Raw genomic sequence first — 12,781 nt, 5'->3', positions numbered from 1 at the left:
GGCATCGCCCGCTCGCCGGCCATTGATCCGGCGCGGCGCTGAACTGCGCTGAAATCAAAAAAAAGCCTGGGCATCCGCCCAGGCTTTTTTCCGGCTGCCGACGTGGCTTACTTGCGTTTTTCCAGCGGCACGTACTTCTGGTCTTCGGGGCCGACATAGTTGGCCGTGGGCCGGATGATCTTGTTGTCGACGCGTTGTCAATGATGTGGGCCGACCAGCCCGCCGTGCGCGCGATGACGAACAGCGGGGTGAACATGGCCGTGGGAACGCCCATCACGTGGTAGCTGACAGCGGAGAACCAGTCCAGGTTGGGGAACATCTTCTTTACGTCCCACATCACGGTTTCCAGGCGTTCGGCAATGTCGAACATCTTGGTGCTTCCCGCTTTTCTCGAAAGTTTGCGCGCGACTTCTTTGATGACCTTGTTTCGTGGGTCGGACACCGTATACACGGGATGGCCGAAACCGATGATGACTTCCTTGGCCTCGACACGGCGGCGGATGTCGGCTTCGGCTTCGTCCGGCGTGTCGTAGCGCTTCTGGATTTCGAAGGCCACTTCGTTGGCGCCGCCATGCTTGGGGCCGCGCAAGGCGCCGATTGCCCCGGTGATGGCGGAGTAGATGTCGGAGCCCGTGCCGGCGATGACGCGGCCCGTAAAGGTCGACGCATTGAACTCGTGCTCGGCGTACAGGATCAGCGATGTGTGCATGGCACGCACCCACTCATCGGACGGCTTCTCGCCGTGCAGCAGATGCAGGAAATGCCCGCCTATGCTGTCGTCATCGGTCTGCACATCGATGATGCGGCCATTGTGGCTGTAGTGATACCAGTAGAGCAGAGCCGAGCCCAGGTTGGCCATCAGCCGGTCGGCGATGTCGCGTGCTCCGGGGATATTGTGGTCGTCTTTCTCGGGCAGCACGCAGCCCAGTACCGACACGGCTGTGCGCATGACGTCCATGGGGTGGCTGGAGGCGGGCAGTGCTTCCAGCGCGTCCTGCAATTGCGCGGGCAGTCCGCGCAAGGCCCGCAATTTGGCCTTGTAGGCTTTCAGTTCTGCCTTGTTGGGCAGCTTGCCATGCACCAGCAAGTGGGCAATTTCCTCGAATTCGGCGGTGCCGGCGAAATCAAGAATGTCGTAGCCGCGATAGTGCAGGTCGTTGCCCGTTCGGCCTACCGTGCACAGTGCGGTGTTGCCGGCCACCACGCCCGAGAGCGCAACGGATTTCTTGGGCTTGAACCCGGGCTTTTCCTCGGCGGGCGCGCTCTGGTTCTTGGCGGCGGCGCTTGGTTTCTTTGGCGAGGTGCTCATGTCTCTGACTCCTTGCCCGTCAGGGCGTAGATGGGGCGTAAACGAAAATTCGGGAATGGGCCTACTTGCCTTTGCCTTGCTGGAAGAGCGCGTCCAGCTGCGATTCGAATGCGTGGTAGCCGATGCGGTCGTAGAGTTCGTCGCGCGTCTGCATGGTATCGACCACATTCTTCTGATGGCCGTCGCGACGGATGGCCTGATACACGTTCTCGGCTGCCTTGTTCATGGCACGGAAGGCCGACAGCGGATACAGCACCATGGCGACGCCCACGCTGCCCAGTTCCTGCACCGAAAAGAGCGGCGTCTTGCCGAATTCAGTGATATTGGCCAGCACCGGCACCTTGACCGCCTGGGCGAAGCGTTCGTAGGTGGGGAGGTCGTAGGCAGCCTCGGCGAATATGGCGTCGGCCCCGGCTTCGACGCAGGCCAGTGCGCGTTCGATGGCGGCATCCACGCCGTGCGACGCGATGGCATCGGTGCGGGCGATGAGGTAGAAATCGGAATCGGTGCGCGCATCGGCGGCAGCCTTGACACGATCAGCCATTTCTTCGGTGCTGACGATTTCCTTGCCGGGTCGGTGGCCGCAGCGCTTGGCCCCGACCTGGTCTTCGATGTGGCAGGCCGCCGCGCCGAATTTGATCAGGCTTTTTACAGTTCGGGCAATGTTGAAGGCCGACGGGCCGAAGCCCGTGTCTATGTCGACCAGCAACGGCACATCGCATACGTCGGTGATGCGGCGCACATCGGTCAGCACGTCGTCGAGCGTATTGATGCCGAGGTCGGGCAGGCCCAGCGAGCCGGCTGCGACGCCGCCGCCGGACAGGTAAATGGCGCGGTAGCCTGCGCGCTTGGCAAGCAGGGCGTGATTGGCGTTGATGGCGCCGATGATCTGCAAGGGAGATTCATCAGCCAGGGCCTGGCGGAACAGGGCACCGGGAGAGGCGGGTCGGGTCATGGGCGAGTCTCCGTGGAAGCACGGACGCTCGCTCGGGCGCCCGGGCCAGATTGATGTAGCAGGAAAGCACCGCATACCAGGCGAGGCCCGGAGGCTGCGCGATAAATCTGGGTCTTCAGGATCGGAAGGCAACACCCGGAAGGCACAGGTTAATCGCGGCGGCTGTCGCCGCGCCCTCATTGACTCGGGGCAACGGGGGCAACTTCAGTTGTTCAAGCGGCGGCATACCCACCCCGCCGCGTGAACCCGATGCCCCCGGGCGGGACGCGCGCGATCCGGATTGGCCGGTCCGCAGCGTCTACCCCGGGGGGAAGCGCAGCGCGCTTCGGGGGACTACTTCAGCAGGTCTTTGACGCCGTCGCGTTCTTCCAGCAGCTCTTTCAGCGTGAAATCGAGACGCTCGCGCGAGAAAGCGTCGATTTCCAGGCCTTCGATGCGCGTGTATTCGCCGTTTTCGGTGGTGACGGGCACGCCGTAGATGATGCCTTCGGGAATGCCGTACGAACCGTCGGAAGGCACGCCCATGGTGACCCACTTGCCATTGCTGCCCAGGACCCAGTCACGGACGTGGTCGATGGCGGCGTTGGCGGCCGAAGCGGCCGACGACAGACCGCGGGCCTCGATAATGGCGGCGCCGCGCTTGCCTACCGTGGGAATGAAGGTGTCACGGTTCCAGGCGTCGTCGTTGATGAGGTCTTTCAGGCTCTGGCCGCCCACCGTGGCGAAGCGATAGTCGGGGTACATCGTGGGCGAGTGGTTGCCCCACACGACCAGTTTCTCAATGTCGGCGACGGCCTTGCCCGACTTGGCGGCCAGCTGCGACAGGGCGCGGTTGTGGTCCAGGCGCAGCATCGCGGTAAAGTTCTTGGCGGGGAGGTCCGGCGCCGACTTCATGGCGATGTAGGCATTGGTGTTGGCGGGGTTGCCCACGACCAGCACCTTGACGTTGCGGCTGGCCACATCGTTCAGAGCCTTGCCTTGCGCCGTGAAGATCTGTGCGTTGACGCTCAGCAGATCTTTGCGTTCCATGCCGGGGCCGCGGGGGCGGGCACCGACCAGCAGGGCGACGTCGGCGTCTTTGAATGCCGTGCGCGGATCGCTGTGAGCCGTGACTTCCTGCAGCAGCGGGAAGGCGCAGTCGTCCAGTTCCATGATGACGCCCTTGAGCGCCTTCTGGGCTTTTTCGTCGGGAATTTCGAGCAGTTGCAGAATGACCGGCTGGTCTTTGCCCAGCATCTCGCCGGAGGCGATGCGAAACAGCAGGGCGTAACCAATTTGGCCGGCGGCGCCGGTGACGGCGACACGCATGGCGGGCTTGGACATGAAGGTTCTCCGTAATGAGTTCGGTGAGACAGAAAATCTCGCCCATCAGTGTAAACGCTGGGCACACCGCAGCGTGCCGCCGGCAAGCCGGCAGATTGCTGTGAATCCTAGATCGAATTTACGTACGCGTCAATTGCTCTTATATCTTATATAAGACATAAGACGTTGGACAATTGCGACACCCTTATGCCACAATGCTGCGTTTGCCCGGTACCCCCGTGCAGCACGGTTCCGCGCCGGTATGGGCGCTTCATGCGTTTCACCGCCACACCGATCAAGCACTTGCAAAACCGCCCATGGCAGACCCCAGGCCCGATCCCGCACCACGCCATCGCGCCGCCCGCACGTCGGGCGAGGGGGCGGCGTTCAGTCCGCTGTATCGCCAGATCAAGGATCTGCTGGTGCAAAGCCTGGAACGCGGCGAATGGAAGCCGGGCGAACTCATTCCCAGCGAAATCGATCTCGCGGCGCGGTTCCAGGTCAGCCAGGGCACGGTGCGCAAGGCTGTCGATGAACTGGCCGCCGAACATCTGTTGCTGCGCCGGCAGGGCAAGGGCACCTTCGTGGCCACGCACCACGAGGCGCGCGTGCGCTATCGCTTCCTGCGCCTCGCGCCCGACGAAGACGGCGAGGGCGGCCGCGCCGAAAGTCGAATTCTCGAATGCCGGCGCCTGCGCGCCTCTGCCGATATCGCGCGCGCGCTCGAGCTGCGGGCCGGTGAAACGGTGGTCACCATACGACGCCAGCTCTCCATGAATCACCGGCCTACCGTCATCGACGACATCTGGCTGCCAGGGTCGCTGTTCCGCAGCCTCACGTTCGAATTGCTGGCGGCAAACAAGGCGCCGCTGTATGGGCTGTTTGAAACCGAATTCGGTGTCAGCATGGTCCGCGCCGACGAAAAACTCCGGGCGGTGGCCGCCCCCGCCGAAATCGCCGGGCTGCTGTCCGTCGAAACGGGCACGCCCCTGCTGCAGGTCGACCGCGTGTCGTACACCTATGGCGACCGGCCTGTCGAGGTGCGCCGCGGCTTATACATTACCGATCACTATCATTACCGCAATAGCCTGAATTGATGAGCTTTTTTCCTACGATTTGATACCGACCCGTTCTCTGGGCGAAAATAGCGTGTTTGCCCGCAAGGGCGGATCCCATATTCGCTGTCACGAATCCCTAGCACCGTAACACCGAGGCCGTCATGTCCGACACCGCTGCCAAGCCACGTCCGCAGTTCCGCAATATTGGCATTGCGCAAATTGCGCGCTATCGCCTGCCTCTGGCAGGCAAGCTGTCCATCCTGCACCGCATCAGCGGCGCGCTGCTGTTCCTCTGTCTTCCCTTGGTCATTCTGCCGCTGTTCGCGGCCAGCGTGGCCTCTCCGGAAAGCTTCGCGCAAGTGGCCGACTACGCGGGCAATCCGCTGGTGAAGCTGGTGGTCCTGGTGTTGGTGTGGGGCTATCTGCATCACTTCTTCGCCGGCATCCGCTACCTGATGCTCGACCTGCACATCGGTATCGACAAGATCTCGGCACAGAAAAGCGCCGGCGTGGTGTTCGGCGTCAGCCTGGCGCTGACCCTCGTGTTCGCACTCAAATTGTTCGGAGCTCTGTAAATGGCCGCTTCCAAGAATTTTGGCCCGACCCGCCTGGTTGTCGGCGCGCACTACGGCGTCATCGATTTCATCGCGCAGCGCGTCACCGCAGTCATCATGGCGGTGTACACGCTGGTGCTGATCGTCGGCATGCTGGTCATGCCTTCGTTTTCGTACGAAAGCTGGAAGGCGTTGTTCACTTTCCACGTCTACGCAATTCCGGTCGGCCAGATCCTGGCCACCCTGTTCTTCCTGGCGCTGGCGTGGCATGCCTGGATCGGTGTGCGCGACATCTGGATGGACTACGTCAGGCCCACGGGCGTGCGCATGTTGTTGCAGGTGTTGACCATCCTCTGGCTGGTCGGGTCGGTCGTTTATTTCGCGCAAATACTCTGGAGTATCTAAGCCGTGGTCTCTGTCATGAATTCATTGCCGCGCCGCCAGTTCGACGTGGTGGTCGTAGGCGCCGGCGGAGCCGGCATGCGTTGCTCGCTGCAACTGGCCCAGGCAGGCCTTTCGGTGGCGGTGCTTTCCAAAGTGTTTCCCACGCGCTCGCACACCGTGGCGGCGCAGGGTGGCGTCAGCGCTTCGCTGGGCAACATGAGCGAAGATAACTGGTACTGGCACATGTACGACACCGTGAAGGGGTCGGACTGGCTGGGCGACCAGGACGCCATCGAATTCATGTGCCGCGAGGCGCCGAATGCCGTGTACGAACTTGAGCACTTCGGCATGCCGTTCGACCGCAACGCCGACGGCACCATCTACCAGCGGCCCTTCGGCGGACACACGGCCAACTTCGGCGAAAAGCCCGTGCAGCGTGCCTGTGCGGCCGCTGACCGCACCGGCCACGCACTGTTGCACACCCTGTACCAGCGCAACGTGGCGGCGCGCACGCAGTTCTTCGTCGAGTGGATGGCGCTGGACCTGCTGCGCAACGAAGCCGGCGACGTGGTGGGCGTCACGGCCCTGGAAATGGAAACCGGCGACATCTACATCCTGGAAGCCAAGCACACCGTGCTGGCCACCGGCGGCGCCGGCCGCATCTGGGCGGCGTCCACCAATGCCTTCATCAACACCGGCGACGGCCTGGGCATGGCGGCGCGTGCCGGCATTCCGCTGCAGGACATGGAATTCTGGCAATTCCACCCCACCGGCGTGGCCGGTGCCGGTGTGCTCATCACCGAGGGCGTGCGCGGCGAAGGCGGCATCTTGCTGAACAAGGACGGCGAGCGTTTCATGGAACGCTATGCGCCTACCCTGAAAGACCTGGCGCCCCGCGATTTCGTGTCGCGCTCGATGGACCAGGAAATCAAGGAAGGCCGCGGTTGCGGCCCCGATGGCAGCTACGTCGTGCTCAAGCTCGACCACCTGGGCGCCGATGTGATCAACAAGCGCCTGCCGTCGATCCGCGAGATCGCCATCAAGTTCGGCAACGTCGACCCCATCAAAGAGCCGATCCCGGTCGTGCCCACCATCCACTACCAGATGGGCGGCATTCCGGCCAACTACCATGGCCAGGTGCTCACGCGCGTCAATGGTGAAAACCAGATCGTGAACGGGCTGTATGCCATCGGCGAATGCGCGGCAGTGTCGGTGCATGGCGCCAATCGCCTGGGCACCAACTCGCTGCTCGACCTCATCGTGTTCGGCCGTGCAACCGGCAACCATATCGTCGCGGCACATCCCGAGCGGCAGCACTCGCACCAGCCGGTGCCCAAGGAAGCCGTCGATTTCTCGGTCAGCCGCGTGGCTGCCCTGGAAGCGCGCACGTCGGGCGAAAAAACGCAAGATGTGGCCAACGCCATCCGCGTGTCGATGCAGCGCCACTGCGGTGTGTTCCGCACGCTTGAACTGCTCAACGAAGGCGTGGGCCAGATCGAGGATCTTGCCAAGCAGGCCGAGCACATCTACTTCAAGGACAAGTCCAAGGTGTTCAACACCGCGCGCATCGAAGCGCTGGAACTGGCCAATATGACCGAAGTGGCGCGGGCCACCATCAAGTCGGCCGCCAACCGCCACGAAAGCCGCGGCGCCCATGCCCTGGACGACCACCCGAACCGCGACGACGAAAACTGGCTGAAGCACACGCTCTGGTATTCGGAAGGCAGCCGCCTCGAATACAAGCCCGTTCAAATGAAGCCCCTGACGGTCGAGTCCTTCCCGCCCAAGGCGCGTACTTTCTAAGCAGGATGCTGTTATGAGCACCAAGAGAATCGTCAAATTCGAGATCTACCGCTACGACCCCGACAAGGACGAGCGTCCGTACATGCAGAAGCTCGACGTCGAGCTCGAGCCCACTGACAAGATGCTGCTTGACGCGCTCGTGCGCATCAAGAACGACGTGGACGACAGCCTGGCCCTTCGCCGCTCGTGCCGTGAAGGCGTATGCGGGTCCGACGCCATGAACATCAACGGCAAGAACGGCCTGGCCTGCACGACCAACCTGCGCGAGCTGAAAGAACCGATCGTGCTCAAGCCGCTGCCCGGCTTGCCCGTGATCCGCGACCTGATCGTGGACATGACGCACTTTTTCAACCAGTACCACTCGGTGCAGCCGTACCTCATCAACGATACGCCGCCGCCCGAGCGCGAACGCCTGCAGACCCCCGAGGCACGCGAAGAGCTCGATGGCCTGTATGAGTGCATTCTGTGCGCCTGCTGCTCGACCTCCTGCCCGTCGTTCTGGTGGAACCCCGACAAGTTCGTCGGCCCTGCCGGCTTGCTCCAGGCGTATCGCTTCCTGGCCGACAGCCGCGACCAGGCTACCGGCGAACGCCTCGACAACCTCGAGGATCCGTATCGCCTGTTCCGCTGCCACACCATCATGAACTGTGTGGACGTCTGTCCGAAGGGCCTGAATCCCACCAAGGCCATCGGGAAGATTAAGGAACTGATGGTTCGCCGCACGGTCTAGTTAAAGTACAGAGATCAACATGGGCAGCCTGACAGAACTTGACCGGACACGCCTGCGCTGGCGGGCGCGCCGGGGCTTGCTCGAGAACGACCTGATCATTACGCGGTACCTGGACGCATACGAAACGCAGCTGACCGATGAAGATGTCAGCGCGCTGACGCAGTTGTTCGAGCTGGGCGACAACGATCTGCTCGACCTGCTGCTGGCGCGCAAAGAGCCCGAAGGGCCGCTTGACACACCGCGCTTGCGCGCCATCGTCGGACAAATGCGTGCGCTCTGATTAATTGTGAGGAAATAGCGATGAACCTGTCTGACAAGAAAGCCACTCTATCGTTCTCGGACGGCTCCCAGCCGGTCGAGTTTCCCGTGTACAAGGGCACGGTGGGCCCGGACGTCATCGACATCCGCAAGCTCTACGGCCAAACGGGCATGTTCACGTTCGACCCCGGTTTCATGTCGACGGCGGCCTGCGAATCGGCCATCACGTATATCGACGGCGACAAGGGCGAACTGCTGTACCGCGGCTACCCGATCGAACAGCTGGCGGTCAATTGCGACTTCCTCGACATCTGCTACCTGATCCTGAACGGTGACCTGCCCAATGGCGAGCAGAAAGCCGATTTCGATTCGCAGGTCACGCATCACACGATGGTGAACGAGCAGCTGCATTTCTTCCTGCGCGGCTTCCGCCGCGACGCGCATCCCATGGCCGTGCTGACCGGCCTGGTGGGTGCGCTGTCGGCGTTCTACCACGATTCCACCGACATCACGAACCCGCAGCATCGCCATATTTCGGCGATCCGCCTCATCGCCAAGATGCCGACGCTGGTTGCGATGGCATACAAGTATTCGCAGGGCCAGCCTTTCATCTATCCGCAGAACAATCTGTCGTACACCGGCAATTTCCTGCGCATGATGTTTGCCACCCCCTGCGAGGAATACAAGGTCAATGAAGTCGTCGAGCGCGCGCTCGACCGCATCTTCATCCTGCATGCCGATCACGAGCAGAACGCATCCACGTCCACCGTGCGTCTGTGCGGTTCGTCGGGCACGAATCCGTTCGCGGCCATCTCGGCCGGCGTGGCCTGCCTCTGGGGGCCGGCGCACGGCGGCGCCAACGAAGCCTGCCTGCAGATGCTCGAAGAGCTGCAGGCCAATGGCGGGGTGGCCAAGGTTGGCGAGTTCATGGAGAAAGTGAAGGACAAGAACTCGGGCGTGCGCCTGATGGGCTTTGGTCATCGCGTCTACAAGAACTACGATCCGCGCGCCAAGCTCATGCAGGAAACCTGCAAGGAAGTGCTGCACTCGCTGGGCCTGGAAAACGACCCGCTGTTCAAGCTGGCCATGGAACTCGAGCGCATTGCCCTGGAAGACGACTACTTCGTGCAACGCAAGCTGTACCCGAACGTCGACTTCTACTCGGGCATCGTGCAGCGCGCCATCGGCATTCCCACCGCCTTGTTCACCGCCATCTTCGCGTTGGCGCGCACGGTGGGCTGGATCGCCCAGTGGAACGAAATGCTGTCCGATCCCGACTACAAGATCGGCCGCCCCCGTCAGCTGTTCACCGGCTCGGTGCCGCGCGACGTGCCGTCACGCGAAAAGCGCTGATCCGTCGGCATCGGTCCACAAAAAAAACGCCCTTTCGGGCGTTTTTTTTGTGGATGGGTCAGCGACTGGGCAGCGCGGGGCGGCAGCCGGGTGGCGGCCCCGCGGGCAGCGGGTGCGACGGATTTCGACGCCTCGTGCGGACAGTCGGCCCTTACATGCCGATGCCGCGCGCCATCAGGGCGGCAAACAGCGGAAGCAGTATGAAAAGGTGAGTCTCGATCATGACCCAGCGCCGGGCCCGCTTGATGTCCGAGGGCGTAGGGGTGTAAGCCGGTTGCTGGCTCGCCTGCTTGCGCCAGCGCAGGAACGCCAGCGTAGGAGGAATCGAACAGAGCGCGATCAGGACGAACACGGCCATCTTGGCGTGGAACCATGGGTTGCTCATGTAGAAGGCGGCGCCCTTGGCGCCCCACATCAGGCGCAACAGCCCCGTCACCACGACCGCCAGCGCCGAGGCCAGGTACAGGCGGTCATACAGCGCCAGCCGGCGCAGGGTATCCGGCACCAGGCCGGGCCGCAGCAACACGGCCTGGGCAGTCATGATGACGATGATCAGGAAGATGGCCAGATAGTGAATCCAGGCGAGCAGGGCGTCTTGCAACATGGCGGCTCCAAAAAGACAGGATGGGGAATTTGTACCATTGACGACGCCCATGGGGCGGAAGGCGCATCAAGCAACAGGGCGCCCGCGTGGGCGCCCTGCAGGCGCGTCGGCGGCGTAGCCACCGGCGCGCAGTTGCCGTGGCCGGATCAGCGGCGTTGTTCGGCGGCCTCTTGCTGCGCATCGACGACCGCGAGCGCGGTCATGTTGACAATGCGGCGTACCGTCGCGCTGGTGGTCAGAATGTGCACCGGGCGCGCCGCTCCCAGCAGGATCGGGCCCATCGCGATACCGTTGCTGCCGGTCATCTTCAGCATGTTGTAGGTGATGTTGCCGGTGTCGAGGTTCGGCATGACCAGCAGGTTGGCGCGGCCCTTGAGCTTGCTGTCCGGGTAGGCCAGCATGCGGATCTTCTCGGACAGGGCCGCATCGGCGTGCATTTCCCCGTCGACTTCGAGGTCCGGCGCGCGCTCTTCGACGATCCGGCGGGCCTGAGACATTTTCTGCGAAGAGGCGGTCATGCGACTGCCAAAGTTGGAATGCGAAAGCAGCGCGACCTTGGGAACCACGCCGAAGCGCAGCATCTCGTCGGCGGCCTGCATAGTGATATTCGCGATTTCCTCGGCGCTGGGGTTCTCGTTGACGTGGGTGTCGGTAACGAACAGGGTCTGATCGGGCAGCATCAGCACGTTCAGCGCCGCATAGGTCTGGCTCGGCTTGCGGCCGATGATCTCATCGACATACTTCAGCTGGTTATCGTACTTGCTGGCCACCCCGCACAACAGCGCGTCGGCGTCGCCCCGGCGCAGCAGCATCGCGCCGATCAATGTGTTGTGCTTGCGGATCATTGCCTTTGCAATGGCCGGCGTGACGCCTTCGCGCCCCTTCAATTGGTAATAGGCATTCCAGGTTTCATTGAAGCGGCTGTCGTCTTCAGGGTCGACGATCTCGACATTCTGCCCTGGCACCAGCCGCAGGCCGGCCTTCTTGACGCGCATCTCGATGACGCCGGGGCGGCCCACCAGGATGGGGTGCGCCAGCTTTTCGTCGACGACCGTCTGCACGGCGCGCAGCACTCGTTCGTCTTCGCCATCGGCATAGATGACCCGCTTGGGCGCCTGCTTGGCCTGGGCGAACAGCGGCCGCATGAGCTGGCCGGAATGGTAGACGAAGCCCATCAGTTGCTGGCGGTAGGCCTCGATGTCTTCGATGGGGCGCGTGGCCACGCCCGAGTCTGCCGCCGCCTGCGCGACGGCGGGTGCAATCTGCACGATCAGGCGTGGGTCGAACGGCTTGGGGATGATGTACTCGGGGCCGAACGACAGTTCCTGTCCGGCATAGGCACGCGCCACTTCGTCGTTTTGTTCGGCCTGTGCGAGTTCGGCGATCGCCTTGACGCACGCCAGCTTCATTTCTTCAGTGATGCGCGTTGCGCCCGCATCCATGGCGCCGCGGAAAATGAAGGGAAAGCACAGCACATTGTTGACCTGGTTCGGGTAATCCGAACGGCCGGTGGCAATGATGCAGTCGGGGCGCGCGGCGCGCGCCACTTCGGGGCGGATCTCGGGTTCGGGGTTGGCCAGAGCCAGAATGAGCGGCTGATCGGCCATGGTCTTGACCATTTCCGCCGTCAGCACGCCCGCGGCCGAGCATCCCAAAAAGACATCGGCGCCGCGCACCACGTCCGCCAGCGTCCGGGCGTCGGTCTTTTGCGCATAGCGCTGCTTGTTGGGCTCCATGTTGGCGTCGCGGCCGTCCCAGATGACGCCGCGGGAATCGACCACATAGATGTTTTCGCGCTTGATGCCCAGATGCACAAGCAGGTCCAGGCATGCGATGGCCGCGGCGCCGGCGCCCGACACCGCGAGCTTCACGCTGGCGATGTCCTTGCCCACGACCTTCAGGCCGTTCAGGATGGCGGCGGACGAGATGATGGCGGTGCCATGTTGGTCATCATGAAACACCGGTATCTTCATGCGGTCGCGCAGCTTCTTTTCGATGTAGAAGCATTCCGGCGCCTTGATGTCTTCGAGGTTCACGCCGCCCAGTGTCGGTTCGAGCGCCGCGATGATGTCGACCAGCTTGTCGGGATCGGTCTCGGCCAGTTCGATGTCGAAGACGTCGATGCCAGCGAACTTCTTGAACAGGCAGCCCTTGCCTTCCATGACCGGCTTGGCCGCGAGGGGGCCTATGTTGCCCAGGCCCAATACGGCCGTGCCGTTGGTGATCACACCCACCAGGTTGGCACGCGACGTATATTTGGCGGCCGCCACGTCGCCCTGATCGTAGATGGCCATGCAGGCGGCGGCGACGCCCGGCGAATAGGCCAGGGACAGGTCGTCCTGGTTGGCCAGCGTTTTGGTGGGAACCACCGAAATTTTGCCGGGAGTGGGATAGGCGTGATAGTCCAACGCCAACTTGGTGAGATTTTCGTCCATGCTGATTCAGGCCTTTGCGGCGGCAAGTAATAGGCG

General features: G+C 62.8%; 11 protein-coding genes and 1 pseudogene. 7 read left to right on the top strand and 5 right to left on the bottom strand.

Annotation, left to right across the window (positions count from 1 at the left end):
- Window positions 1-107 precede the first annotated feature (107 nt).
- The 3 genes and pseudogenes from prpC to ACV17W_RS06675 form a co-directional block, all read right to left on the bottom strand.
- Window positions 108-1,309 (bottom strand): annotated as a pseudogene (prpC, locus tag ACV17W_RS06685) (bifunctional 2-methylcitrate synthase/citrate synthase).
- A gap of 61 nt (window positions 1,310-1,370) precedes the next feature.
- Window positions 1,371-2,264: a methylisocitrate lyase gene (gene prpB, locus ACV17W_RS06680; RefSeq protein ID WP_462595641.1), complete on the bottom strand. Its 894-nt coding sequence runs from the start codon at window positions 2,262-2,264 to the stop codon at window positions 1,371-1,373.
- A 333-nt stretch (window positions 2,265-2,597) separates the two neighbouring features.
- Window positions 2,598-3,587 carry a malate dehydrogenase gene (locus tag ACV17W_RS06675; RefSeq protein WP_462595640.1) on the bottom strand — a complete coding sequence of 330 codons (990 nt, stop codon included), beginning with the start codon at window positions 3,585-3,587 and terminating at the stop codon, window positions 2,598-2,600.
- Window positions 3,588-3,883: 296 nt separating this feature from the next.
- On the opposite strand from ACV17W_RS06675, the gene ACV17W_RS06670 reads away from it, so the two are divergent.
- The 7 genes from ACV17W_RS06670 (at window position 3,884) to ACV17W_RS06640 (ending at window position 9,706) form a co-directional block, all read left to right on the top strand.
- Window positions 3,884-4,663, top strand: coding sequence for a GntR family transcriptional regulator (locus ACV17W_RS06670; RefSeq protein WP_462595639.1), 780 nt, complete (start codon window positions 3,884-3,886; stop codon window positions 4,661-4,663).
- Window positions 4,664-4,785: 122 nt separating this feature from the next.
- The gene (gene sdhC / locus ACV17W_RS06665; RefSeq protein ID WP_462595638.1) at window positions 4,786-5,199 is read left to right on the top strand and encodes a succinate dehydrogenase, cytochrome b556 subunit; all 414 of its coding nucleotides are present in this window, start codon (window positions 4,786-4,788) and stop codon (window positions 5,197-5,199) included.
- Window positions 5,200-5,583, top strand: coding sequence for a succinate dehydrogenase, hydrophobic membrane anchor protein (sdhD, locus tag ACV17W_RS06660; RefSeq protein WP_462595637.1), 384 nt, complete (start codon window positions 5,200-5,202; stop codon window positions 5,581-5,583). It begins immediately after the preceding gene.
- Between the two features lie 3 nt (window positions 5,584-5,586).
- On the top strand, window positions 5,587-7,365 hold the full coding sequence (sdhA, locus tag ACV17W_RS06655) for a succinate dehydrogenase flavoprotein subunit (protein ID WP_462595636.1): 1,779 nt from the start codon (window positions 5,587-5,589) through the stop codon (window positions 7,363-7,365).
- A 13-nt stretch (window positions 7,366-7,378) separates the two neighbouring features.
- Window positions 7,379-8,095, top strand: a complete 717-nt coding sequence (locus tag ACV17W_RS06650) for a succinate dehydrogenase iron-sulfur subunit (protein ID WP_462595635.1) — start codon at window positions 7,379-7,381, stop codon at window positions 8,093-8,095.
- A 19-nt stretch (window positions 8,096-8,114) separates the two neighbouring features.
- A complete protein-coding gene (locus ACV17W_RS06645) occupies window positions 8,115-8,375 on the top strand; it encodes a succinate dehydrogenase assembly factor 2 (RefSeq protein ID WP_462595634.1) in 261 nt (86 codons plus the stop codon).
- Between the two features lie 20 nt (window positions 8,376-8,395).
- Window positions 8,396-9,706, top strand: coding sequence for a citrate synthase (locus ACV17W_RS06640; RefSeq protein WP_462595633.1), 1,311 nt, complete (start codon window positions 8,396-8,398; stop codon window positions 9,704-9,706).
- A 151-nt stretch (window positions 9,707-9,857) separates the two neighbouring features.
- Here ACV17W_RS06640 and ACV17W_RS06635 read toward each other — a convergent pair whose 3' ends face one another.
- Window positions 9,858-10,310 carry a DUF2214 family protein gene (locus tag ACV17W_RS06635; protein WP_462595632.1) on the bottom strand — a complete coding sequence of 151 codons (453 nt, stop codon included), beginning with the start codon at window positions 10,308-10,310 and terminating at the stop codon, window positions 9,858-9,860.
- A gap of 146 nt (window positions 10,311-10,456) precedes the next feature.
- The gene (locus tag ACV17W_RS06630; protein ID WP_462595631.1) at window positions 10,457-12,745 is read right to left on the bottom strand and encodes an NADP-dependent malic enzyme; all 2,289 of its coding nucleotides are present in this window, start codon (window positions 12,743-12,745) and stop codon (window positions 10,457-10,459) included.
- Window positions 12,746-12,781 lie beyond the last annotated feature (36 nt).

The organism is Bordetella sp. MIP270_01_BMS (assembly GCF_054958705.1).
This window is presented reverse-complemented; position numbering and strand designations above follow the sequence as displayed.